The following is a 24,758-nucleotide window of genomic DNA, read 5'->3' on the forward strand; positions in this document are numbered from 1 at the left end:
TTCAGCTGAATAGATGGATAGACAATCTTTTGTAACCTATTAAAAATATTAAGGATAGATGTGTTTTATAAGATAGTACTAAGTATAAAAAAGGATTCTTAATAAAAACACATAGTTTTTCTTAAAATTTTCTTAAGTAATTACATTTATATACGATGTGATTTTAACCTAAAAAAACGATTGCTTAGTAACATATATAAATTCTAAATATTTCAAGAAAGCCCCATTGGAATGTAAAGTGTTCAAAAGGGATTTTTTAAAATATTTTTATGTGTATTCGTTATAAAAACGATTGATTACATATAACGTCAACCTATAACTTTTATAGTGTATCTGCTATTGAATAACCCTGATCTAAATGTAAAAAAAGCGCTATTCTTTTCTTTTAAAGAACAACGCTTTAGGTCAAATTTGAGTTGATTACATTAAGGATAAATAATATTTTTGCATGCTATATCTTTAGTCTTTCTTTTGCCTTTTCTGGAATTTCTTTTTTCGATATTTTTTTATAAGAAAAGACATACCTTCCTTGAACATCAATTCTTAAGTATGTTTTCGTAATGAAATCATTAGGTGTATTTACCCCCACCTTATATTCCATTTCTTTTCCTGATTCATCTACGCCCTTTAGTTCATAGATATATCTTCCTTTATAATAATGGTCAGGTAATCCATACCCTTTAGCAACAGCATATACATATTTGTGTTCAAAGAATGGATTAAATCTGTCCAGTTCTCCACGTAATATGTAAGGTAATATATATACTATAAAACCTAAACCTAAGATTAAAATTAGAATCTTTTTCATTTATATTGCTCCTATTCTACATTTGTATTTTCAAAGATGGAATTATAATTCTGAACATTCTAAAGCGAAAAGAGATCTTTATTAAATATAGAATGAAATTACTAAGATACTCTTAATAAGCTCAGAAATAATAATGTTTATGCATAGTGAATGGTCTTGAAAATTTCATATAAACCCTAGGGAATTAATTATTTTAATATAACAATAACCTTGTTCTATTCTAAAAAAAGCAATTGTTTATTCCTACCCAAGATACCAAATAATGCTCAGTTCAACTTGTAGTTTCCTCTTTGATATACTTAAAATAAAAATAGGCTACAAGCTAAGAAGCACCATCCTAGCTTGTAGCCTTTAATATATTCATTTTTGCAACTGTAATATATGCATCTTTACTAACACAAGATGGTGACAGAAAGTCACATCCTCATTAGATTATTTTTCCTTTGGGAGGACAATTCCTTTATACAATTGAACTGTAATAAGGTAATACATCACATAAATAACTATAAAAATAACAATTGGTATCCATATACGGAAATAAGGATCAATTAGAATAAATCCGAAAATATTCATACCCATTAAAACATGTGCAATACCAACTATCGCAGGAAATAAGAACACCAAGAATAGCTCTTTATAAATAGACTTTGAAAGTAATTCACGACGAACACCAATTTTACGAAGCATTTCATAGCGAATAATATCTTTTGATGCACCAGTAAGAATTTTGAACATTAAACAACTTGCCATCATCGTAAGAAAAGCAATTCCCAAGAAGAATCCCATAAATACTGTTCCGCTAGCATTAATATAGTAATTCGTATACGCCATATATTTACTATAAAAATCGTTATCCTTTAGTTTATATTTATCAATTAGTAACTCGTCAATTTTTTTCCATTCTTTTGTATATGCTGTAAAATTATCTGTTTTACCTATGAAAACAATATTTTCTTTCTCTTTTATCTCATCATACATCATTTGATCAACAATTTTAAATGTTTTATGCATATTGTCTAAAGAAGTTGATTGAAGTAAGATTAAAGCTCTATTCCATGTTTCTGGAATAACCTTTTTATTCTCCTTATCTATTGAAATTGCACCTAACGGAAGTTCTTCAGATACACGCTTTATTGTTTTTTTATTATTTGTTTTATTATAAACAAAAACTAATGGACGCTTTTTTTCTAAATCTTCTTTTAGATAGTACACAAATGTATCATCAACTTTAAAACGGTATTCATTTTTCTCATTAAATGGAATATCCTTAATAATTTCCTTCTCCTCAACTGTTGGGTTAGGAATCACTGTATCATATATTTGGTGGTTTTCAGCAAAATTTTTAACATCATTTTTAAAAGCCATTCCACCTGTGATAGCACCCGCACCGAGTGCAACAAGCATGGCTACTGTTGCTAATACTTTCGTTAAACTATTTACTCGAAAATTCAACTGTGAAAATGTAAAAGCATTAAGCCCTTTTTCATTCAATTTTTTATTTCTTTTTAATTTTTTTACAATAAATGGAAGTAAAGAAGCGAATAGCATATATGTTCCCGTTGTAGTCGTGAACATCGCAATTATAATACCCCCTTCTCTTAGTTTCTCCATATAAACCATTGAAGTGTAACCACTTCCTAATAAAATAATGGACAAAATTGAAAGTATACCAGTCCATTTTCCTTTAATTATTGTACGCTCTGCCGAAGCATCCGCATGTACTAACTGTAAAACCGAAATGCTTGATAGTTTAATACTATTCATAATTGCTGATAATACAAATAATATAAAAAAGAATGCGCATGTAATTGTTATGGATGGAACATAAAACACTTCATATCCATTTGCTGTAAAATCAAGTTGTTTCATTAAAAGTTTGCCAATTACTTGTGCAAGCCCTATTCCCAATGTAATCCCAATCACTAAGGATACTATCCCAATCACGATTGTTTCAATAAACATTAGCATTGCAATCTTAGACTTTTTTGCTCCTAACGTCATGTACATGCCAAACTCTTTTTGACGAAGTGATAGTAAGAATGAGTTTGCATATAAAATATAGAAGAATGTAATGCTTGCTAATAAAACTGATCCTGTTTGAAAAACGTATCCAATTGAATTAATCATTGAATTGGATTGAATAAATGATTTGTTTAATGCTAATGTTTGGAACATGTAAAAAATTGAAATTGACATTACAAGACCAATAAGTAAAACAATATAATCTTTCGATTTACTCTTTAAACCTGACATAGATAGCTTAAATAACATGCTGAACTCCCTCTCCTACACTTTTGCTGTACCTAAATCTGCTAGCACATCTAAAATTTCTTTATAGAATAATTCACGTGTACTAACGCGATGAATCTCTTTATATAGCTCACCATCCTGAATGAATAGAATACGTTGACAGTAACTTGCGCTATATGGATCGTGAGTAACCATCATGATAGATACACCTTGTTCTTCATTTAAGTTTGTCATTGCATTGAGTAAACTCGTTGCATTTTTTGAATCAAGCGATCCTGTAGGCTCGTCTCCTAAAATAATAGCTGGTTCATGCACAAGAGCACGTGCTGCTGCTGAACGTTGTTTTTGTCCACCAGATACTTCAGATGGATATTTTTGAAGGATTTCTGAAATTCCTAACATGTCTGCTACCTTTTTTACTTTTGGTCCAATATTACGTGATGGAACACCTTGTAGAGAAAGTGGCAGTGCAATATTTTCATAAACAGATAGGTTTTCTAACAAATTGAAGTCTTGGAATATGAATCCTAACTTTTGTGAACGGAAATCAGAAAGTTCACCTTGTTTCATTTGTGTAATATCTGTACCTGCAATTTGGACTATGCCTTCTGTTGCTTTATCCAATGTTGAAATTACATTTAATAATGTCGTTTTTCCAGAACCAGATGGTCCCATAATTCCAACAAATTCTCCCTCTTGGATTGAGAATGATACACCTTTTAATGCGTATGATTGATTTTCACCTTTTTTACCGTATACTTTTTGCACATCTTTAACATCTACAACTGAGTTGCTCATAATATTCTCCTACCTTTGTTTTTCAATTGATACAATCGTTATCTATTTTTTTAGTTTTTCCTTTACTTTCTCGGGAATGTCTTTTTCCTGCACTTTCTCAAATTCATAAACATAATTTCCTTTTACATGAACCTTTAAATAAGAATCTACATACTCATCCTTACCAGAGACCCCTACTTTAATAGTATTTTCATTACCCAATTCATCAACTCCATTTAACATGTAAAAGTATCTTTTACCCTTGTGTTCAGGGTCGGGTGCTGCTGCGCCTTTTGTAAGAGTGTACACTTCTTTTTCTTTCACTAACGGATTAAATCTATCTACTATGTCTCCTCCGATGTAAGTTAATAATCCACCTCCTACAACGATTAATCCTGACACTGCAATCAATGCTTTTTTCATCTATCTATTCCACCTTTCTTTTCCTATCTAGTTAAATGTCAACACATTCACTTTTAAAAATTTTTATAAGAATGAATTACTCTTTAACACATTTCTAAGTATAAAGAGCATTTCTTAATAAAAAGTGAGCGAGCTTCTTAAGATTTTCTTAACAAATCGTTTATATATGTAAAAAAAGAACTCTTATGATAAGAGTTCTTTTTCACGTATTGATACCCAACTTATTTCACTATGGCCACTATAGAATTAATCCTCACTTAAGGGGAGTATAATAATAAATTTTACAATACCATTTTCATATTCAGCTCGAATATCTCCATTTTGGAGATTAATGATACTTTTAGCAATTGCAAGTCCCAATCCAGATCCCTCTGAGACTCTACTTCTCGACTGATCCTTTTTATAAAAACGTTCAAATAAGTTTTCTAGCTCGTGTTGGGTAAATTCTTCACTTGGATTTTCTACAGAAATTTTAATGTTATCTCGTTCTTTTTGAAGAGAAACTTTAATTTCCCCTTCATCTAAACTATATTTAATTGCATTCATTAGTAAGTTTTCAAATACACGAACAAGTTTTTCTGAATCAACTAAAGCTTGTATACGTTCATCTGGAAACTCTTTTGAAAATGAAAGACCATGTTCCTCTGCCAATGGTACTAGTTCTTCAATTAATTGATCCAACATTTCATTGATGCTTACCTTTTGTTTTTCTAACACAATGTTCTCATTCGTTAATTTGGTATACTCAAATAGATCTTCTATTAAATTTTTGAGTTGTTCTGATTTTGAAAATGCAATTTTTATATATTCATCGTACTGTTCACGGTTCTCATATTTAGCATCACTTAATAAACGAAGATACCCCATAATAGAAGTGAGTGGTGTGCGTAAATCATGCGAGACATTTGTGATTAATTCATTTTTTTGTCTTTCAATTTCTCTCTCTTTTTCAATATTCACTTTCAGTTCTTCAGCCATTTGGTTAATGTTTTTTGTTAACAAAGCCATCTCATCTTGCCCTTTCTCCTCAATTCTATATGCCAAGTTCCCCTTTGCAATTTCATTTACTCCTTGCGCCATTTCCTCAATTTGTTTCATCTTTTTCTTTGAAATATAAAAGAAAGAGAAGATAAATACGATAATTCCAATACATGTTGGGAGAACTCCTTCTTCTATATGATATTGTATGGAACCATCTGGAATTCCACTTACGAACATATATAAATTTTCACCTTCAACTGTGATTGGATAAAACGTAATAAATTCCTTACGTGTTTCATCTATACCTGGTTCTTGATGAATCATTTTAGATTGGTTCACGCCAAAATTCATCACATTACTAATTATATTATGCAAATTAATTTCTGTTTCTTGTGCTTGTTGTGTTTTATATAAAACCTTACCTGTTTCGTCTGTGATTATTACCTTTAGAGAATCTCTGTTTTCTTCAGCCATTTCATTAATTATTTCTTGCAGATTCGATGTTCTATTGTTACCTATAGCTTTTTCTGCAATCCTTTTTGCTTGAAAATTAATATTCTCCATACTCGTACTATAATCCACGTATGCTGTTGTATTTACACCCTCAGCAATTGGAGCTACAGCCCTTGATACAGTGAATCCGAGTAATGCACAAAGGAAAAAACTTGTAATGAGTTGCAGCCTGATACTCTTTAATATATAGTTACTATTTCTTTTTAATATATTCTTCAATTGATTATTTACATAATAAATGGGTTTAAAAATCTTTTTCAATTTTATAACCTACCCCCCAAATGGTTTTTATATAACGAGGTTTTCTTGGGTTCTCCTCAATTTTTTCACGTATTTTTCGAATGTGTACCATCACCGTATTATCAGATTGGAAGGACCTTTCTTTCCATACCCTTTCATAAATTTGTTCAGCGTTTAGCACTATTCCTTGATTCCTAACAAGTAATTCTAAAATCGCAAATTCTCTTGGTGTTAATTTTATTCTAATCTCTGATACAGTGACTTCGTGTGTTGCTACATTTACCCTCATGTCTCCAATTTCAAATTCATTTTCGTTCATTTTTTGTTCACTTACTCCACCATTCATTTTCATATATCTACGGAGTTGTGACTTAATACGAGCCACCAGTTCTAGTGGATTAAACGGCTTAGTGACATAATCGTCTGCCCCTGTTGTTAATCCCAAGATTTTATCCATATCTTGTGTTTTTGCAGATAACATAATGATAGGCATTTCTGCCATTTCTCTTACCTTCATACACATGTGAATCCCATCGATTTTCGGCATCATTATATCAAGAACAATTAAGTGTGCTTCGTTTTCTTTTAGAAGTTCTAATCCTTCTTCACCATTTTCAGCTTGTAAGACTTCATACCCCTCATTTTTTAAATATATTGCAATCAGTTTTCGAATCTCCTTTTCATCGTCAACAATTAGTATGGTTTCTTTACTCACAAAATCTCCTCCAATGCTGTTTCTATGATCTGTAATATGACAACTATAATGATTTTTAACTATATGTAAATGCAAATAATAACTATGATGGTAAAATATATACCACCTTCTTCATAGATATTATTCGCATCTATTATTCATTTATTAACGTGAATTTTCTAAATAGATATAGGTGAAATCAATAGTGGAATTAAGTATAAAACTAATTTCTTAACAAATATTGCGATGTTTTCTTAAGTTTTTCTTAAAAACTAAGGGATGCGTCGGATAGAGTTTGTATACAAATTGAAAAATATTTTAGTATGAGGATATTTTTATATTTTTCTACATTTGAACCATAACTTTTCCTAAAAAGGAAAGGATATGGTTTTTTGTTTATAACAAATTTATGATTTTATCTTTTCTATCTACGTATTCTATTTTAGTTATGCGTAAATCTCGTATTAAGAATTTCTTAAGAAAAACAAAAAAAAATGATAAGAAGATTATTTTATTATAGAAAAAAAATAATGAAATGAGGATTTATTTTGCAAAAAGGAAGAATTAAGTTAATTGATACTTTAAGAGGTTTTAGCTTATTAGGGATTTTATTTGCTAATACTGTGATTTATGGTTATGGTCTTTTGGATAAAGGTACTGAAGCTGATGCTAAAATAGAAAAAATTATTAAGATATTAACTGAAGGTAGTTTTATGCCAATATTTACATTCCTATTTGGATATTCTCTTATAAAATTAGTAGAATCTTTAAAACGAAAGAATAAACAGGTGAGATTACATTTAGTTAGAAGATTTGGGATGCTTATTTTATTCGGGGTTCTTCATTCTACTTTGTGGCACGGTGATGTTCTTCTTACTTACGGTATCATTGGATTGTTACTACTATTTCTAGTCGAAAAAACACCAAAAACCTTAATAATTATCGGAATATCTTTATTCCTTCTATCAGTAATTACTAATGCACAGACAATGCCATTATTTCTATTTGGAATGGCTGCTGCAAAAAAAGATGTATTTGTTTGTTTAGAGAAAGAATATATTTGGTATAAGCGTGGAATTCTATTAATTCCATTTGCCTTCGGTATGAAATACATTGGTATTATGAATTTTGAAAACACATGGTCTGAATGGTTATTAAATATTGGATCACCACTTTTAGCAATAGGTTATATCAATGCCTTTTCTTATATATTTATTCAATTTTCGAATAAGGATATTTTCAAATGGCTTGGAAATATCGGAAGAACTTCATTAACAAATTATATTATGCAGACTGTTATTTTTGTATGCGGTTATCATATTGGTTTGTTTAAAGGCTTAAGTGCGATGATTTTAATTTTTGTTGTAATAATTATCTTTTCTATACAGTGTTTTGTTAGTTCTTTATATTTAAAAAAATTTAAATATGGTCCTTTAGAGATCCTACTTCGAAAATGGACTTATTTTTCCTGGAAAAATATATCCTAAGTTTGAAATTCATTCAACGTATACTGTTGATAAACCTTTTTATTATATTTAAAAAAGTTAGAGTTTCATGTCTATTTTCTGTAACATGAAAGTAGATTTTTCATAAATATATATTGTTATTGATAGAAAATTAAATTTCAACTTCACAGTTAATTAGGTTTTACTGAGAATTTAAAAAGAGAGCATAGCTCTCTTTTTTATACTATTTACTAGTTAATTTTGTTTCAAATTCAGTTAAATTAGTTGAAGCATTACTAAACTTTTGTTCAGAAAGTTGTCTTGATTTTTGGGCTTCCTTCATTCTGTCTTCCATTGGAGCTACACCACGGGCCCCTTGCAATATAGCATTTGCTGCATTTTCTCTATAATTTGCCGCAAGACCAAACTCTTCTCTAAATTTATTTATTTTTTCTTTTAGAACAGGGTCATTTATTTTATCAGCAGCATTAAAGTTGATATTCTCTTTTGACAATTCCCTGTATTTAGTTGATACAAGCTCCATTTGTTTTTGTAAAGTATTTTGGTCTACAGTTGCTGGAGTCTCCTCCTCTTTGTTGAAAACCGATTTTACTTCTTGATTCCATATATCTTTATACTCTTTTATCATGGTATCGATTTTAGGTTTAATTTCATTTTTGTATGTAACAGCATCCTTATTTGAAGAAGATTGAGGTTGTTCTTGTTTATTGGTAATCCCTGTATATTGCTGATCTATATTAAATCTAATTTTATATTTTCTAGTTTTTGCAATTGTCATTTCTGGGCTTTGTCTATGGATTTCAAAAGTAAAATCAACCCAGTTTATTGATTCTAAATCTTGGGTGCCGTAGTTTTTAAATACAACTTTATTATCCATTGTATCGTCAATTTTTAAAGTAGGGTGTAAACGAGCTGGTTTGGCAGCATTAAATGTATTAGTTAGTTCGCCCTGATCAGTAGTACCCTGTACGTCATTAAAGTTAAGAGTAAAAGTAGAACTTGAGGTATTCTCAATTGTAAAGGCTATACGAATAGAACCAATATCATTTCCGTCCAAAACTTTTTCTTTATTTGTTAAAGATAGTTGGTTTATAGATACTTTAAGTCCATCAAAATCATCTTCGAATTTTGCATTATCATAATTAGGAAATGCTCATTATTTAAACCATTAGGACTATATTTATAGGGCCCAGCATTAATAGTTGTATTTACTTCTTTTACCGATACCTCTTCTTTTGTAGCTTTTTTCTGTGTATTGCTTGATTTTTTTGAGCTCTCTTGCTTTGATTTTTCCGCTGTGCTAGCAGTATTATTAGATTCACACGCTGTCATCCCCATAAATAAAGCACTACATGTTAGAGCTGCTAATAATTTCTTGTTCAAAATTCAACTCATCCAAATATTCAAATGTAATATTTATCAATTATAACAAATTTAGTTGCCTGTTTTGCTATTTTTAAAAAGTTCCCACTTTGGTGTCTTAGTTTAAAGAAGTACCCCTTTTCTTGTCTTGATATGCGGACATGAAAATGGATACTAAATAAACTTTTGCCCTAGGTAATTCAGCATTTTATACAATAAAAATAGTTCCTCCTTTCACGTCTTTTTACAACAAGGATATACAAAGACATGAGAATGGATACTTTTTAGACAAGAAAATCTAATCTTTGGAACTTAATTGGACAATAAAATCCAAACTGAAATTATATAGATTTACAAAACTAAATACATGTAATCTTGTGTGAGCGTATAGCTTTACATACTACATTAATGTTATTTATAAAAAAAAGACATCCTAAGATGCTTTTCTACTCTGTAACAAATTTAAATACATAGTACATAAAAAATAGACAAGATAGATATGCTAGTCTCCCACCAATCGATTCTCTCATAAATCTCATAAGTATAACTTTGACAAGCCATGCTAAAAATAAAGGTAAGCATCCTATATTAACTAAAAATCTATTTTTTAGTATAGCTACTACAGTTCTTATAGTGGTCCAGCTAATGTAGCATCTGCAATGTGATAATAGAAATACTCTAATCATTAAAGAAATCAGATATACGGTTATTTATATACTCGGGGTTCTCCATAGACATCAAATGGCCTACATCCCTCACCAATTCTACAGTTAGATTGGGTGATGAATTTTCAGCACATTTGAAAGCTTCTAGTGGGTTATACATTACTTCATTCTCTCCTAACATTAACAGCATAGGCGTTTTAATTTCGGATAACTCTTGATTTGTAAAAATATATGGGAATCCCCGTTCTATTTGTGTTTCACTTTTTACTGAATTATTCCACATCATTCCTGCTATCAATTGTTCTTGAATAAAAGGATGAATAGTGTATCGATTACCAAAAATCCAATCTAAAAATTTCTCAACTCCTTCCCTACTATTCATCATTCCTGAAGCATAGGAAAAAAATAAGGGATGAAAAGGAATATATGTTGCTGCAGGGCTCATTATTACAGCCTTATTTACCTTCTCTGGAAAAAATGTCAAGAAGTTAACAGTATGCAAAGCACCATATGACAACCCTACAATGTTTATGTTATTAATTTCTAATGTATGTAGTACTTCTTTTAACCATAGTGCGTAACTTAAGCGATCTATAAAGCCTTTTTTGAGAACACTTTTATTTTTATCCCCTAAAATATCAATACATATTATTCTAAAATGGTTACTCCAGTGTAAAATATTTGGATACCACATTGTCGAACTCATCTTTGCTCCATGGAGTAATACGAGAGGTTGTGCTAATTTATTACCACTTTCAATAATATGGGTCTTTCCTTGAGATGTTTCTACAAAATAAGATAAAAAACTAGTTGGCCATAATTTTAGACTTTTTTCATAGGATTGTAGATAATTAGTTTCTTGATATTTTTGTTCTAAATTCTTCATTTTAGCACCCTCCACATAGCCCATTTTCATAGTTCATTTTTAAAGTCACAGTAGTTTTGCTTTAATTAATACCCATTTTAAATTTAAAGGTTTCAATTTCATCGACCGCTTTCTTGTATCCCCCAGCATTTTTTAAAGATTTCCCAATTCTATGGCTGTTTTTTGTATAAATATCATTTGATAACATATGCATTGTTGTATTCCGTAATATTTCTGGAGTAAGCAAATTACGATTCAACTGAACTCCAGCTTCTAATTCTTCTATTCTTTGAGCAACTATAGGTTGATCTCCCATAACTGGAATAACTAGCATAGGAACACCAAAATATAAGCTTTCACTGGAACTATTCATTCCTCCATGTGTAATAAATAGATCAGTATGCTATAAAATGTCTAATTGAGGAACGTAATTATATAGCTTAAAATTAGAAGGAATATTTTCTAGTTGATTAATATCATTTTGTTCCCCTACAGCTAATATGACAGTAACCTGGCTATCCCGAAATGCTTCAAAACATGTGTGATAAAAGTCTGGTTGCTGGTTAAATACCGTTCCCATAGAAATAAAAATTAATTTGTTTCCCTTTTCCTGTTCTAAGGAAACAGAATTTACATCTATACGCTGTTCAATAGAAGTACCGACAAATATATAAGAGTCATCAAATCCCTCTACATTTGGTTGATACAATTTTGATGTATATACAATAGTAATATCTCCTGGGCATGTCATCACATTTTGTTTTTCATTAAGCTTAATGCCATAAATATCTTCCCATTTTTTTAAAATACCCATGACTTCCTGATATAAAGGAGATTTTTTATTTTCTTCTCCATGATTTTTCATAAGTGTAGAAGCTATCTTTTTAGTAATGGCAAATGTTGTACATGAAGAAATTTTAGGTAATTGTAATATGTCTGCTATGATCCATCCAACAGCGAAATTATTATCATATATAATATAATCGTATTTTTCCCCTTTTATTTCTTCTAAAATTATCTCTATTATTTTATCCATAGATTTTACTATGTGTAATAATATTTCTTGAGGATTAATTTGTCCACTCATCCTTTTTACCATGTCTATTTGTAATATGAAATTTTCATAAGGTCGAAACAAAGCTCCTGTATTTTCTATTTTACTTCTATACTCTTCTACGCAATAGTAAATAACTTCCTCGCCTCTTTTTATTAGTTCTTCGACAAGTGCAATTGTTGGATTAATATGTCCTTCTCCTGGAAAATTAAATATTAGAACTTTTGCCATAGTATTGTTCCTCCCTTAGAATTAAATAACTATTCCTGTATTGCTAATATCAATCATGTACTGATATTTGAATTAAAGATAAAGATTTTCTCTTTAAATATTTTTCTACTAAATATCCTTTCTATTCAAGGGTTTTTCTCCTCTTATTTTAATAAAATCACTTGTGTTATTAAATGGAATAAACAATTAAGAAACAAAGTTGATATAAGAAATTACGTAATTCCTTCTCTCTATTTCTCTCATGTATAATAAAAAATCACTAAGAGTAGCAGGTGCTGAATTATGCGCAGATATCAATATGTTTAATCTACCCATCATCAATATAATGAAGGTAAAAGTATTGATATGAAGTTGGTTGCAGAAAAACGTTGCAACCGTAAAAGCTTCAACGTTCTATCGCCCCTCACTTGCCGAAGTTGCGAAAACCAAGCTAAAGTAGGTAGTGTGTTAAGTCGTTCAATAGAATTGTCCCCTTGGTTTAACAAATGATTTTTTGTAAATAATATGTTTATTAAACAATTAATTAAGGGGTGCTTATATGCCACAGGATCGAAAAGCAGAGGTTCAAAACGATGCATACGAAGGAAAAGAGATCATGCCAGATAATCAACTGTCTCTACCGCATCACATGCAAAAAGAGCTGCCTCATGAATTTTCTGTAAATCCTCTGTTTGCCCGCGAAGGAGAATCCGTCGTTCCGCGCTTTCATATGTCTGATGAAGGCATGTTACCAGAAACAGCGTATCAGATTGTCCATGATGAGATTACTCTTGATGGCAACGCCCGCCTGAATCTTGCAACATTCGTTAGCACATGGATGGAGCCTGCTGCAGAGCAATTATATACAAAATCATTCGACAAGAACATGATTGACAAGGACGAATATCCACAGACAGCTGAAATTGAGGAGCGGTGTATCCGCATCTTAGCCAACTTCTGGCATTCGCCCAGCCCTCTTACAACTATGGGTGTTTCAACAACTGGATCTTCAGAAGCATGTATGCTCGGTGGGCTTGCTTTAAAGCGCCGCTGGCAAAATGCACGTAAAAACGAAGGGAAGCCTGTGGATCGTCCCAATATTGTGTTTAGTTCTGCTGTTCAGGTCGTTTGGGAAAAATTCGCGAATTATTGGGAGGTTGAACCACGCTATGTGAAGGTTAGCCCTGAACATCCTCAATTGGATCCTCAGGGGGTTCTCGCAGCCGTGGATGAAAATACGATTGGTGTGGTACCGATTCTCGGTGAGACTTATACCGGTCTTTACGAACCGGTTGCCTCCATTGCGAAAGCATTGGATGATTTACAGGCGAAGACTGGTCTTGACATTCCCATGCATGTGGATGCAGCTTCGGGAGGATTTATAGCACCGTTTCTTCAACCAGATTTAGTCTGGGATTTTCAATTACCAAGGGTGAAGTCCATCAATGTATCCGGACATAAATATGGATTAGTCTATCCTGGATTGGGTTGGATAATTTGGCGGGAAGCTGAAGATCTCCCTGAGGATCTAATCTTTCGCGTTTCCTATTTGGGCGGGAATATGCCGACCTTTGCCCTGAATTTCTCTCGTCCCGGTGCACAAGTGCTCCTGCAATATTACAATTACTTGCGTTTAGGGAAAAGTGGGTACTATGATGTCCAAAAGGCTTCTCAGAAAGTCGCTCTTTTTCTAAGCAAGGCCATTCAGAAGATGGAACCGTTTGAACTTTTGTCCGATGGGTCGGATATTCCGGTTTTCGCTTGGCGACTGAAAGATGGCTATACATCAAACTGGAACCTTTATGATTTATCTCGACAATTGCGTGTGTTCGGTTGGCAAGTACCCGCCTATCCATTGCCTCCAGATATGGAAGCGGTGACAATTATGCGAGTTGTGGTTCGAAATGGATTTTCCATGGATCTTGCGCATTTATTTTTGAGAAACCTCAAACAGACTGTTGCCTTTCTGGATTCCCTGGATGGGCCTATGCCACATGATACAAAATGTGACAATGGGTTTCATCACTAAATAAAAAAGCCTAATTTCTTCACATTAAATTGAGAAGTTAGGCTTTTTTATATTGGAATTTCCTTAACGTTGTAAATCTACATTTTTCTGAAGCTACCCCATATATAAGAAATAGACTTTATTATCTTTCGTCTAAATGTCTGGATATCTACCTTTCTTAAATCACTTATAAGACTGTTTTTTTCCATTTTCGTATTTTAGTTCTGAAATTTGTAAATGGAGCAACTGTATTGATATGCACCCATTTCCAAATAGGCCACTTTGCTTTTGTTGTGACCCATTTTCTTTGTTCTGGTTGGAATAATTCTACTTCAGAAAGATCATTTATCCAATCGACTAACATTTGAACTAACTTTGTTAATTCTTCCTCCTGCTGTTTTAAGGTTAACCTACCATATTGCTCATAAAAAGATTGATAAAGCCCACCTAAGTTATTCCATTTGTAGTCAGGTGTGATATGAACTATAAACTTGCCGTTCCGGCAAACTTATAGTTCTTTTTGTTTGCGGCAAAGATATGCTTCCAGTAATTTTGAGGTTTTGAAATTAATGTTCAAAAGTCATTCTTTAAAGGCAAATGTAAAATGATAATAAAATTGTCTAATTTTGTTATGAAAATATAAGAGCCTTGCTACAATCTAGTGTGTTGTAAGGCTCCTAAAAGTTATTTAATTTCTATACATTTAAAGGTATTTGTACTCAAAAATCATTAATAAAGTTGTTTAATTCTTATTGAACTAAGCACCTGTTAGCCTAGGTGTGATTGTTCACATTCTTTAAGATACTTCTTTACAAATCATTAATAAATTGCCATCTAGATCTTTGAACACAAAATAAAAATTATCCTGAATCTCTGTAACAAGTTCAACATTATTTTCTTTCATAAATTGATAAGCAACTTGAATATCATCCGTTAAAAACTGAATTGATGGAACTTGGTAAGTGGAAATATCACCATCTTCTTTTCTCCACTTTGGCATGGCATCTAAAACTAAGCCAGCTGTACCTTCCATGGGTGCCACGAATATATGCCCAAAATATTCTTCTCCTCCTTTCAAACCAAGTATTTTTATGTACCATTCTTTGGCTTTCTCTAGGTTACGAACTGGAATAAACACACCACCGATTCTGTTTTTAACGGGTGTTTTGTAGTCAGGTTTAGTCACAAAAACAGCCTCCTTTAATAAATCATTTAATATACTTTAAAATTCTATATTTTCTAACATTTGCCTCTCTTATGTTTAAAAATAATTCGACAAATAACCAATTCTTGTTCAACTAGCCTGCCCTGTTAGTAGTAGAAGAATTTTTTAAATAACTATATTATTTTTTAATGACTATATTGTAAATTAAACAACTTTATTATCTCTGCACAGCAAATAGGTTTCCAGAAAGATAAAATTATAAGTTTAATGATTACCTACTTTATGAACAAAGGAAATAACTCTACTTTATGAACAAAGGAAATAACTAGAAAACGTTATTGTTTTTTAGTTATTTCCTTTGTTCATAAACATAATTTTCTGTACCCTTATTTTTTAACATATAGAAAAACTGATAGATTGAGCGATTGTTTATTAAAATTTATAGTTCGATTATATAAACTATGTACTTAATATGATATTTCTTATAAGATTGTAGAGCTGGATTAGTGCCATGCAATAAAAATAAATGGGATTTTAATATAGGAGTATAGAAAATAAATATGAAGACTGAAATTAATATCAACAGGATTGATATATTAGATTATTTACGAGGATTTGGCTTGATAGGAATTTTGTTGGTGAATGCGCCATTTTTATTAAAGATGGATCCCCCGCCACTAGGTCCTATAGATACGTCATATCAACAATTTTTATATTTATTTATAGAGGGACGTTTTTATACAATTTTCACCTTTTTGTTTGGTATAGGTTTTTATATATTTATTACTCGTGCAAAAGCAAAAGGGTCTAATGGATACCTCTTATTCATTAGGAGGCTTATCCTACTATCTATTATGGGGCATATTCTTAGTATATTTTTTTCAGGAGAAATCCTGGGATTATATGCGAGATGGGGAATCTTTTTATTACCTTTTTATAAAGTAAGACGACATTTCAATTTAGCATTTGCATTATTGGGGATCTTCTGTTTAAGTTTTTTAGGTTCGAAAGATCTATTAGTATTTCCATTGTTTTTATTAGGTCTAGCGGTAGGACAATATGGTATATTTGAAAAAATATCAGAGAACTTAAGAGAATTTAAGACTTTTACTATAATTATGGCAGGATTGAGCATAATTGGATTAGTAATTCATTATATATCTTTTAATCATGGAACACGAGTATCTGGTACATCTTATCGTATAGGTCTTATGACTGGTCCAATTATTTCAGCCTGTTACGTAGGAGTGCTAGTTTTATCATTACAACCTGTTTGGATTCAAAAACTTTTATTCCCTTTAAAATATTACGGACGTATGGCTTTGACAAACTATGTTTATCAAGTAGTTCTAGTGCTAACAGCTGACTATTACTTTCAATTAACAGGGAATATTACTTATTCCCAAAGTTTTTTTCTTTGTATAAGTATTTATGTACTTCAGCTATTATCTAGTATAGCATGGCTTCAATTCTTTAGAATGGGGCCCTTAGAATGGCTATGGAGAACATTTACTTATTGGAAACTAGTTTCTAACAAAAAATAAAACGCAACTTTCATGAAAACATAATCCTTTTTGATTATGTTTTTTGTTATAAGAGGATTAGTTGATTTATATCTAAAGGGCGTTTAAACGTACAATTCTCTCGAAATCATGGGGTGTCCCTCTAATATAATTCACGGCAAGCTTATGAGTTATTAATTAACTGACGGTAAAGTTATGCTTCCTTTTTCCTCGAATAATCAACTAAGTCTCTTCAAAAACATTTGATTTCCGGCAAAGTTATGCTTCCTTTAGCGGCAACTTTATGGGTAAAGTCACATCAGGAGTAGGTGTTTGTACGTCAAGTCCACATTGTTCGTCTTTTTCCCATGATAATAACAAGTTAATCCACCCCAATTGATAAGAAAGAATTTCAGAAGGAGTTTTGTCCACTTCAGAGGTATGTTTACCTCTCAAATTTTCAGGAATCACTTTAAATTCTTCAATAAATTTCTTATAAGCTTTATCGATTGATTTAATTAATTCTTCAGCATTAGCGTACTGTTTCATAATTCTTTCACACCTTTATTTTTGATACCTTCAGCATATGGTTAATGGTCTATATTCAGCCAAACTAAAAGAATCCTAAATAAATAAGATTCTTTTAGTTTGGCTGAATTTTATTTATCTTAGTTTACTAGTTCACTTGACGATGATTTGTTTGTTATTCTCCGCCTTTATCTTTCTTGGTTATCATAATATGTTTTATCTGCGTATTTTTTATCATTTCCTCTTAGATAGGCTAAGATTATTTTTGGATTTTTAAGTAAAGCCCAATCACCATATGTATCAAATCTTCTGCATGAAGTTATCATTCCATTTTTAATGGTACCGAATTTCTTATTATTTTGTTTTCCCCATTTTTTTAACCGTTTAGCAAAATCTGCATCTTCTGCCATAAGCATATTTTCATTAAATCCATTGATTGCCATAAAGTCTTTTCTATAGCACCAAAAAATCCCTACAGATACAGCTCCATACTTAAAAAGTAAGGGGATTATTATTAACATTGCGGAAACGAATATTCCTAAAGATATTCTTTCAAACTTCCCAGTTACCCCACCGCCAATGTATTTACCTGAAGCTAAATATTTATCTACATTAGACAACATAGATTCTGTCATTAGGGTATCAGCGTCTATAGTAATGATTATTTCTCCACTGGCTATTTCTGCTCCTGCATTTCGAATTTTGGATAAGTTTTTATCGTTGTTGTTTAATATAATACAGTTATAAGACTTTGCTATTTCTTCTGTTTTATCTGTGCAACGATTTAAAACAACTATAACTTCAGTTTGATCTTTATATGCTTCTGATGCTTTTGCAATCGAATCTAAACATTTTTTAATATACTTTTCCTCATTGTGTGCAGGGATTATAATAGAAAATTTCACAGCTTCTTTTAAATAGATTCCTGAAGATTTGTTTGTTTCAGTCATAATATTCCCCCTTTTTCATAAAGCGAATATATACCATATATAATATATATTAACATTTATAGGGTTATATTATAGGGGGTAGCACGCAAATTTTAACATTTGTATACCTTAAGGGATTCTCAAACACCACCTCAATATACTACTGCTGCAGTACATCCATCTATATGTAGCCATGTTTACTCTGGACTAGATTTCCAAGAGGGACTATTATCAATACAAATAGAGCTCTTGGTATACCTAATAGTACTGCAAAGAATACATTTGCAGTACTAGACATGGGAGATGTAAATTGTAAAAGGAACGTAACAAATAATTGGTTTGATATTTATTTTGGAGAATCTAATAGTAGGGGGACACTATACATGCCCATCAACTTAAGAATTTTCACTACCCCTAAGTACAAAAAACGTTATTCTTTCTAAACACTCTAAGAAAAAACACCTATAAATAAAATTTAATTAATTGGTATATACTTCTTGAAACCCTTACTTATGGTTCCGTTGTATCCATTTTTAGTGAAGAATTTATGTGCTTTTATTCGAGTTGCACTACTTAATAAGATAATTCTTGTGGATCCCCTTGCAATTGATATCTCTTCTACATGTTTCAATAACTTTTCCCCTATCCCATTACCTCGAAAATCTTCATTTACAATCACATACTCTAAAACAGTATACGGCCTAAATTGATATCCAGGATCGAGGCAAAATGTCATAAATATACTTCCTTTGACGTTACCATTATCCTCATAGACAAACAAAAAATTATTAGAATCATCCCTTATCTGCTCAATTCTTTCTGGTAAAACCTTAATATTTTTGCTATGTGGTGCTAATTTTTTATATAGATTTTCAATTATATTACTGTCCTTTGGTTCAGCTTCACGAATCATATAATTACCTACCTTTTGCATCTAATATATCGATGGCTTGAATTCTTTTAACATTCTGATTAAATTATATATTAAAACAAGACTTTTTTGGTATAATTTAGGTGAGAAGAGGATAAAAACGAAAATAATTGGAATAATTCCACAGCCTGGCAACCTGAACTGAATTATTTACACAAAGATAAACATTTCTATCATTATGATCTATCCTTCCTCTGATTTCCCTCGGTTTTCTCATCCAAAATACGTTTAAGTTCGTTAATGTCTTCTGAAGACAGTTTTTCTTCTTTCAGGAAATTTACAATCAAAGGTTTAAATGCTTCATCATAGAAACATTTAAGTAAAGATTTTGTTCCTACTTGTAAATAACTATCTTGCGAGACCAAAGTATGATATGCGTACATACACCCATTATCTGGATGGTAAACAATTGCTTCTTTGTGAACTAATCGATAAATTAGTGTTCAAATCGATTTCTGTTTTCCATCCATTTTCATCTCCGAATAATTCAGTTTACTATAATTAAAATATGTTTACTTGAAGATTTATACACTTACCCTTAAATCGTATTAGAAACAGTGATTGTTTTTTGAATTTTATAATATTTATTTATCAAGTTTTACTGATTTTAATCATCTGTGGTATATGTTACCATTTTATTAACCTATTAGATATTTTATTCTAATAAGCTAATAAAATGATAAGGGGGGCATTATTTATGTCAAAGTCAAAAATTAAAAAGATAGTTGGGGCGCTAAGTTTAACATCTACATTACTTATTTCTGCAATGCCGGCAAGTGCTGGTTCAGGATTAATATGGGTTAGAGACAAATACCCTAATGCATATGAATTTGATTATAATGGTGCTAAGGGGACAGTTAAAATTTTTTATAGAGATAAAAAAGGTAATACTAAAACAAAGATAGAAAAATGCCATATGGATAACAACACATGTTATGTACCAGATAAATGATAATAAAAGCACTCAATTCGAGTGCTTTTATTATCATCTATTGTTGTAGATCATTATATAATTTTCTTTAAAGATATTAATTACACAAAAAATCTCCTTTTTAATGAAGTATTTTTCCCGTTTTAGTTTACTATAATATAAATATGTATATTTTTCTGGCTCATTTTATAGCGATATGCCTAGTTCAATTTGCCATCAACTTATAATGCTAGTATCATTTCCTGTTAATTATTTAATTGTATTAATATTTCCGACTTTAATTATATTTTTCATTTCTTTATTTATGCTTTTTTCACCTTGAATAAAACAGTCTCAAAATTTTTATCACTCCCCCCTTGTTTTCCACAAATAGTATATATGTTACTTTTTTGTATTTTAAGAGAATTTTTTCGAAACATACTCAAAAAATGGCTCTCAAGTTCGTTTATAAAGAACATTTGTTTTATCGGTAATGCAATAAGATTCGAGAGTTAAAAACCTCCTTAAAAACAAAAATAGACCCCTTATAACGTTTTTCGTTTTTCAGGGATCTATTCTCTCTGGGATTTCTATTCTTCTATGTCTTCTTTTACTTCTGCAGATAAAATGTCTTCTGCAAACTTCCTGTAGCCATTATACCCTTTCTTTACAGCCTTTTTCTTTATTGCTTCTACTACCTTTTCATCAAGATAGAGACTTAAATGCTGCTTTTTTTCTTTCGATTCCTCTTTTGATTTGTTTTCAATTTTTTCTTTGAAAACTTCCAAATCCTTTTTTAAGTACAATCGTTCAGTAGATTTCCCTTTAGCAATTTCTTTAAAGGGCAACATCCCATCTTTAGCTGCATTATGAACGTAAGTCTTAGACTTATTTAGAAATTCAGCTGCTTCTTTTAATGTTAAAGAGTCTTTGTATAATTCCTCTAACTTTTTTACATCTTCTTGCTCAAAACGATATCCACCATCTGCTTTCCAGGTGGCCATATTGATAGGTTCGATGTGTTTATACTTAATTAAATAGCCTAATTGATTTTTTGTTAAACCTACCCTATCGCATACCTCTTCTAAAGATAAATAGTCCATTTCTCACCTCATCTGAAACTTTCATTCTAGCTGTTGTTTAAATTTTCTCAGTTGATACTTTGTTAAATCTGTTTCTTTTACTACATCCGTGATTGAGTACTCCTTATACTGAAGATACTTAAATGGATTTTCCATATAACGTTCTCGTACCTTATTAAAGGTACTCTTTTTCGATAAAGAATTCAATTGCTCTCCTTTCTCTCGGATGGAATCGAAAATGGGACAACCTTTACAATGTTTGTAGTTTCTCTGTTTTGCCTGTTCTTGCTCATCTGTACAATTCACTGATAGGTTGTTCAGAGGGCAAATTGAACAATGGGTATCTTCTAAATTATGGATTTCTTGTAAAATTTTCAGACGAAGACTAGTCAAAAAAATCTCCTCCTACCGCGTTTGGATTGAAATGTACAAAAAAATCAATTAAAAATTTCCATTATACATTATCTAAACAGAAACGTTAAATAAAAAGGTAAAAATATATATTTAAACATTTCATTCTATACCAAAATAAATAATGCGTTTATTGTGGCATAATTAGAATCATAAAAATTCATATAAAAATATATGTGTGTCTTTTCATTCTATTAAATTGTGCATAAATTTGAATATTATAAATTACAAACATAATATTCAACTTGTAAAATCCAAATCAGATTTTTTGATAGCAGTCATTTCGAAAAAATTATGGGTATGGGTATTCGAAATATTGATTATTCCCAATTAAGCGAAGAATCATTAGTTTATTTATTTTTACACGATGCGCCTTCTTTAACGAAAAAAAGAAGTGAGCAAACAAAAACACTTTATCTGCACAATCTTTCTCATTTTCTTCAATATATAAAAGAAACAATTGGAACCATTAAGGAGTTATCCCATAATAAGATGGAAATCTATTTCTATCAACTAAGTAAGAAGTATGCGGCCACCACATTACGTCGAAAGAAAACAGTGGTTCAGCAGTTTTTAACGAATTTCCCGAAAGAATTCTCCTTCCTCAAGCGTGTGAAGGGGTAGCCCAACGGTAGCTGGGAGATGAATTTCGGTTTGGCGTAGCCAAAAGGTTTTCCTTTTTATTTTGCCTCTGATATAGTCAGTCTTATAAATTATAAAGGCTGGTATATAAATGAAATTAGATAGTGATAACCATTCAGTATTCTTGTTGTATTATCATCTTGTGTTGGTCGTGAAATACAGAAGAAATGTGTTTGATGATGATATGTCAGACTATGCAAAAGATATGTTTGTTCGACTATCTGAAAACTATAACATCACATTAGTTGAATAGGATCATGTTGGTTTAAGTCAAAGAAAAAGACATCTATATAGATGTCTTTTTCTTTATAATGTAATAAGAAGAATGTTATTATTTAACTAATTGTTGCTGGATTTCTTTAATTAAAAATTCAGCCCCTTCAGGACTAAGAACAATTTGTCCATTAGCTAATGAAATGTTTTTTTCTGAAATATCACCAGTTATTGCACAAGCATCATATGACTTGTATTTTTGTAATATTATTTTTTCACCTTCTACAAATATTTCTAAAGGTTCTTTTTCTGCAATTCCTAACGTTGTTCTTAACTCTTTCGGAAGAACGATTCGTCCTAATTCATCTACTTTTCTTGTAACACCTGTTGATTTCATATTTATACCACCTTTTATTTTTTCTAGCTAATAATCACATATGAGCAAGCGGATTTAATGCTGTTTTTCCACTATCATCTGCATATAATACTACAATTATATCTCTAAATTCTTTACCGCGTTTTCTCTTTCTTTAGCTTCTAACATAAATTGAGCGTAAGTCATTATCTTTTCTAGTTCATTTTTGGAAGCATTATAATCTTTAATATAACGTTCTTTTCTTCCTGGACTCATATATTTATTTTTTTTCATTTCGTTTATTGTTTCTATATTCATGACTTTTCGTTTTCCCTTTTTCTCATATAAGAGTTTTAGATGTATAGCTAGGCATATACTCCAAAGAGTAAAACCGATAATGAAAGATAGTAATAGATGTGCTGAAAGAGAATGATTAATAATAATGAAATAGAAAAAATAAATAATCGAGATTGCAAACAAAAATGAATTATAGTATTTTTATATATTTTTGTATTTATGTATTTTTAGTTCGTGTTGTTTTTTCTCATTTCAAGGGTCTCTAACATATATAATTTATCTCCTTTTAAATTAGACCAGTTGGTGTTTTTTACTATCCCTTTTTAACGAATTTCCCGAAAAAATTCTCCTTCCTCAAGCGGGTGAAGGGCGTAGCCCAACGGTAGCTGGGAGATGAATTTCGGTTTGGCGTAGCCAAAAGGTTTTTCTTTTTATTTTGCCTCTGATATAATCAGTCTTATAAATGATAAAGGCAGGTATATAAATGAAATTAGATAGTAATAACCATTCAGTATTCTTGTTGTATTATCACCTTGTGTTGGTCGTGAAATACAGAAGAAATGTGTTTGATGATGATATGTCAGACTATGCAAAAGATATGTTTGTTCGACTATCTGAAAACTATAACATCACATTAGTTGAATGGAATCATGATGTAGACCATGTTCATATTTTGTTCAAGGCACACCCTAATACAGAAATGACAAAATTCATCAATGCTTATAAAAGTGCAAGTTCTCGACTTATTAAAAGAGACTTTCCACAAGTGAAAAAGAAACTTTGGAAAGAGATGTTTTGGTCAAGAAGTTTTTGCTTGCTAACTACTGGTGGTTCGCCAATAGACGTAGTAAAAACATATATTGAAAATCAAAGTGAAAAGTGAGGTGAAATGATATGACAAAGCAGAATAAAGCATATAAATTCCGTTTGTATCCAACAGAAGACCAAGCACATCTTATGCGTAAAACCTTCGGTTGTGTACGTTTCGTGTATAACAGAATGTTAGCTGAACGGAAAGAAGCGTATAAAAAACATAAAGATGATAAGGATCAACTAAAGAAACAAAAGCTTCCCACTCCAGCAAAATACAAAGCAGAATTTGAGTGGTTAAAAGAAGTGGATTCATTAGCTTTGGCAAATGCTCAACTAAACTTGCAAACTGCCTATAAAAATTTCTTTCGTGGTCAAAATGACTTTCCAACATTCAAAAGCAAAAAAGACAGAAAGTCTTATACAACGAATGTAGTGAACGGAAATATTATGTTGCTTAACGGTCATATCAAATTGCCAAAACTGAAAATGGTACGTATTAAACAGCATAGAGAAATACCACAAGGCCATATAATCAAGTCATGTACGATTTCTATGACACCTACTGGTAAATACTATGTGTCCATTTTGACTGAATACGAAAAAGAGATCGTACACAAAGAAGTAGAAATAGTTGTTGGATTTGTCTTTGCGATGGATCATTTAT

At 31.1% G+C, this 24,758-nt stretch carries 20 protein-coding genes and 7 pseudogenes; 8 read left to right on the forward strand and 19 right to left on the reverse strand.

Going from position 1 to position 24,758, the window contains the following annotated elements; genetic code table 11:
* Positions 1-451 precede the first annotated feature (451 nt).
* The 6 genes from DN404_RS00650 to DN404_RS00675 form a co-directional block, all read right to left on the reverse strand.
* On the reverse strand, positions 452-808 hold the full coding sequence (locus tag DN404_RS00650) for a YxeA family protein (RefSeq protein WP_149214573.1): 357 nt from the start codon (positions 806-808) through the stop codon (positions 452-454).
* Positions 809-1,240: 432 nt separating this feature from the next.
* On the reverse strand, positions 1,241-3,079 hold the full coding sequence (locus tag DN404_RS00655) for an ABC transporter permease (RefSeq protein ID WP_149214574.1): 1,839 nt from the start codon (positions 3,077-3,079) through the stop codon (positions 1,241-1,243).
* A 15-nt stretch (positions 3,080-3,094) separates the two neighbouring features.
* Entirely contained in the window at positions 3,095-3,856 is a 762-nt protein-coding gene (locus DN404_RS00660; protein ID WP_149214575.1) for an ABC transporter ATP-binding protein, read from the reverse strand.
* 42 nt (positions 3,857-3,898) lie between these two features.
* Positions 3,899-4,258, reverse strand: a complete 360-nt coding sequence (locus DN404_RS00665) for a YxeA family protein (protein WP_149214576.1) — start codon at positions 4,256-4,258, stop codon at positions 3,899-3,901.
* Positions 4,259-4,504: 246 nt separating this feature from the next.
* Complete coding sequence (locus tag DN404_RS00670) at positions 4,505-6,013, reverse strand: sensor histidine kinase (protein WP_149214577.1); 1,509 nt, start codon at positions 6,011-6,013, stop codon at positions 4,505-4,507.
* The gene (locus DN404_RS00675; protein ID WP_149214578.1) at positions 5,997-6,707 is read right to left on the reverse strand and encodes a response regulator transcription factor; all 711 of its coding nucleotides are present in this window, start codon (positions 6,705-6,707) and stop codon (positions 5,997-5,999) included. The genes DN404_RS00670 and DN404_RS00675 overlap by 17 nt, the downstream gene beginning before the upstream one ends.
* A 527-nt stretch (positions 6,708-7,234) precedes the next feature.
* Here DN404_RS00675 and DN404_RS00680 point away from each other — a divergent pair.
* On the forward strand, positions 7,235-8,173 hold the full coding sequence (locus DN404_RS00680) for a DUF418 domain-containing protein (RefSeq protein WP_149214579.1): 939 nt from the start codon (positions 7,235-7,237) through the stop codon (positions 8,171-8,173).
* Positions 8,174-8,375: 202 nt separating this feature from the next.
* Here DN404_RS00680 and DN404_RS00685 read toward each other — a convergent pair.
* The 3 genes and pseudogenes from DN404_RS00685 to DN404_RS00695 all read right to left on the reverse strand — a co-directional run bounded on the left by DN404_RS00685 (position 8,376) and on the right by DN404_RS00695 (position 12,329).
* Positions 8,376-9,535 (reverse strand): annotated as a pseudogene (locus tag DN404_RS00685) (ribonuclease).
* Between the two features lie 657 nt (positions 9,536-10,192).
* On the reverse strand, positions 10,193-11,065 hold the full coding sequence (locus DN404_RS00690) for an alpha/beta fold hydrolase (protein WP_149214580.1): 873 nt from the start codon (positions 11,063-11,065) through the stop codon (positions 10,193-10,195).
* A 61-nt stretch (positions 11,066-11,126) separates the two neighbouring features.
* A pseudogene (locus DN404_RS00695) lies at positions 11,127-12,329 on the reverse strand (macrolide family glycosyltransferase).
* Between the two features lie 538 nt (positions 12,330-12,867).
* On the opposite strand from DN404_RS00695, the gene DN404_RS00700 reads away from it, so the two are divergent.
* Positions 12,868-14,337, forward strand: coding sequence for a glutamate decarboxylase (locus tag DN404_RS00700; RefSeq protein WP_149214581.1), 1,470 nt, complete (start codon positions 12,868-12,870; stop codon positions 14,335-14,337).
* Between the two features lie 166 nt (positions 14,338-14,503).
* On the opposite strand, the pseudogene DN404_RS00705 reads toward DN404_RS00700, so the two are convergent.
* Positions 14,504-14,791 (reverse strand): annotated as a pseudogene (locus DN404_RS00705) (ClbS/DfsB family four-helix bundle protein); the annotation flags it as partial.
* A 321-nt stretch (positions 14,792-15,112) separates the two neighbouring features.
* Positions 15,113-15,502: a VOC family protein gene (locus DN404_RS00710; RefSeq protein WP_149214582.1), complete on the reverse strand. Its 390-nt coding sequence runs from the start codon at positions 15,500-15,502 to the stop codon at positions 15,113-15,115.
* A gap of 539 nt (positions 15,503-16,041) precedes the next feature.
* Between DN404_RS00710 and DN404_RS00715 the strand changes: the two genes are divergently transcribed.
* A complete protein-coding gene (locus DN404_RS00715; RefSeq protein ID WP_149214583.1) occupies positions 16,042-17,025 on the forward strand; it encodes a DUF418 domain-containing protein in 984 nt (327 codons plus the stop codon).
* A 276-nt stretch (positions 17,026-17,301) separates the two neighbouring features.
* On the opposite strand, the pseudogene DN404_RS00720 reads toward DN404_RS00715, so the two are convergent.
* The 4 genes and pseudogenes from DN404_RS00720 to DN404_RS00735 form a co-directional block, all read right to left on the reverse strand.
* A pseudogene (locus DN404_RS00720) lies at positions 17,302-17,532 on the reverse strand (ClbS/DfsB family four-helix bundle protein); the annotation flags it as partial.
* Between the two features lie 167 nt (positions 17,533-17,699).
* Positions 17,700-18,461 (reverse strand): glycosyltransferase, encoded by a 762-nt coding sequence (locus tag DN404_RS00725; RefSeq protein WP_149214584.1) that lies wholly within the window; start codon positions 18,459-18,461, stop codon positions 17,700-17,702.
* 454 nt (positions 18,462-18,915) lie between these two features.
* Complete coding sequence (locus DN404_RS00730) at positions 18,916-19,353, reverse strand: GNAT family N-acetyltransferase (protein ID WP_149214585.1); 438 nt, start codon at positions 19,351-19,353, stop codon at positions 18,916-18,918.
* A gap of 194 nt (positions 19,354-19,547) precedes the next feature.
* Positions 19,548-19,850: pseudogene (locus DN404_RS00735) on the reverse strand (BlaI/MecI/CopY family transcriptional regulator); the annotation flags it as partial.
* Positions 19,851-20,068: 218 nt separating this feature from the next.
* Here DN404_RS00735 and DN404_RS00740 point away from each other — a divergent pair.
* Positions 20,069-20,323 carry a LacI family transcriptional regulator gene (locus DN404_RS00740; protein WP_149214586.1) on the forward strand — a complete coding sequence of 85 codons (255 nt, stop codon included), beginning with the start codon at positions 20,069-20,071 and terminating at the stop codon, positions 20,321-20,323.
* Positions 20,324-20,871: 548 nt separating this feature from the next.
* Here DN404_RS00740 and DN404_RS00745 read toward each other — a convergent pair.
* A complete protein-coding gene (locus DN404_RS00745) occupies positions 20,872-21,384 on the reverse strand; it encodes a helix-turn-helix domain-containing protein (protein WP_149214587.1) in 513 nt (170 codons plus the stop codon).
* A 21-nt stretch (positions 21,385-21,405) separates the two neighbouring features.
* Positions 21,406-21,756, reverse strand: a complete 351-nt coding sequence (locus DN404_RS00750) for a zinc-finger domain-containing protein (protein ID WP_149214588.1) — start codon at positions 21,754-21,756, stop codon at positions 21,406-21,408.
* A 229-nt stretch (positions 21,757-21,985) separates the two neighbouring features.
* On the opposite strand from DN404_RS00750, the pseudogene DN404_RS00755 reads away from it, so the two are divergent.
* Together DN404_RS00755 and DN404_RS00760 are read left to right on the forward strand one after the other, a co-directional pair.
* Positions 21,986-22,350 (forward strand): annotated as a pseudogene (locus DN404_RS00755) (site-specific integrase); the annotation flags it as partial.
* A 157-nt stretch (positions 22,351-22,507) separates the two neighbouring features.
* Positions 22,508-22,666: pseudogene (locus tag DN404_RS00760) on the forward strand (transposase); the annotation flags it as partial.
* An 81-nt stretch (positions 22,667-22,747) separates the two neighbouring features.
* Here DN404_RS00760 and DN404_RS00765 read toward each other — a convergent pair.
* Together DN404_RS00765 and DN404_RS30830 are read right to left on the reverse strand one after the other, a co-directional pair.
* Positions 22,748-23,026, reverse strand: coding sequence for an AbrB/MazE/SpoVT family DNA-binding domain-containing protein (locus tag DN404_RS00765; RefSeq protein ID WP_149214589.1), 279 nt, complete (start codon positions 23,024-23,026; stop codon positions 22,748-22,750).
* Between the two features lie 96 nt (positions 23,027-23,122).
* Positions 23,123-23,302, reverse strand: a complete 180-nt coding sequence (locus DN404_RS30830) for an ArsR family transcriptional regulator (protein WP_255444850.1) — start codon at positions 23,300-23,302, stop codon at positions 23,123-23,125.
* A gap of 463 nt (positions 23,303-23,765) precedes the next feature.
* Between DN404_RS30830 and tnpA the strand changes: the two genes are divergently transcribed.
* Together tnpA and DN404_RS30835 are read left to right on the forward strand one after the other, a co-directional pair.
* Positions 23,766-24,164: an IS200/IS605-like element ISBth16 family transposase gene (gene tnpA / locus DN404_RS00775; RefSeq protein ID WP_000762752.1), complete on the forward strand. Its 399-nt coding sequence runs from the start codon at positions 23,766-23,768 to the stop codon at positions 24,162-24,164.
* An 11-nt stretch (positions 24,165-24,175) separates the two neighbouring features.
* A partial coding sequence (locus tag DN404_RS30835; protein ID WP_255444851.1) for an RNA-guided endonuclease TnpB family protein occupies positions 24,176-24,758 on the forward strand: 583 nt, incomplete at its 3' end.

This window comes from Bacillus sp. TE8-1 (assembly GCF_008368855.1).
GTDB classification, from domain to species: Bacteria; Bacillota; Bacilli; order Bacillales; family Bacillaceae_G; genus Bacillus_A; species Bacillus_A cereus.

Excerpts from the sequence above, each read along its gene's own strand:
- DN404_RS00650 (WP_149214573.1), bottom strand. The coding sequence starts at position 808 with ATGAAAAAGATTCTAATTTTAATCTTAGGTTTAGGTTTTATAGTATAT.
- DN404_RS00655 (WP_149214574.1), bottom strand. The coding sequence starts at position 3,079 with ATGTTATTTAAGCTATCTATGTCAGGTTTAAAGAGTAAATCGAAAGAT.
- DN404_RS00660 (WP_149214575.1), bottom strand. The coding sequence starts at position 3,856 with ATGAGCAACTCAGTTGTAGATGTTAAAGATGTGCAAAAAGTATACGGT.
- DN404_RS00665 (WP_149214576.1), bottom strand. The coding sequence starts at position 4,258 with ATGAAAAAAGCATTGATTGCAGTGTCAGGATTAATCGTTGTAGGAGGT.
- DN404_RS00690 (WP_149214580.1), bottom strand. The coding sequence starts at position 11,065 with ATGAAGAATTTAGAACAAAAATATCAAGAAACTAATTATCTACAATCC.
- DN404_RS00700 (WP_149214581.1), top strand. The coding sequence starts at position 12,868 with ATGCCACAGGATCGAAAAGCAGAGGTTCAAAACGATGCATACGAAGGA.
- DN404_RS00715 (WP_149214583.1), top strand. The coding sequence starts at position 16,042 with ATGAAGACTGAAATTAATATCAACAGGATTGATATATTAGATTATTTA.
- DN404_RS00725 (WP_149214584.1), bottom strand. The coding sequence starts at position 18,461 with ATGACTGAAACAAACAAATCTTCAGGAATCTATTTAAAAGAAGCTGTG.
- DN404_RS00730 (WP_149214585.1), bottom strand. The coding sequence starts at position 19,353 with ATGATTCGTGAAGCTGAACCAAAGGACAGTAATATAATTGAAAATCTA.
- DN404_RS00740 (WP_149214586.1), top strand. The coding sequence starts at position 20,069 with ATGTCAAAGTCAAAAATTAAAAAGATAGTTGGGGCGCTAAGTTTAACA.
- DN404_RS00745 (WP_149214587.1), bottom strand. The coding sequence starts at position 21,384 with ATGGACTATTTATCTTTAGAAGAGGTATGCGATAGGGTAGGTTTAACA.
- DN404_RS00765 (WP_149214589.1), bottom strand. The coding sequence starts at position 23,026 with ATGAAATCAACAGGTGTTACAAGAAAAGTAGATGAATTAGGACGAATC.
- DN404_RS30830 (WP_255444850.1), bottom strand. The coding sequence starts at position 23,302 with ATGAATATAGAAACAATAAACGAAATGAAAAAAAATAAATATATGAGT.
- tnpA (WP_000762752.1), top strand. The coding sequence starts at position 23,766 with ATGAAATTAGATAGTAATAACCATTCAGTATTCTTGTTGTATTATCAC.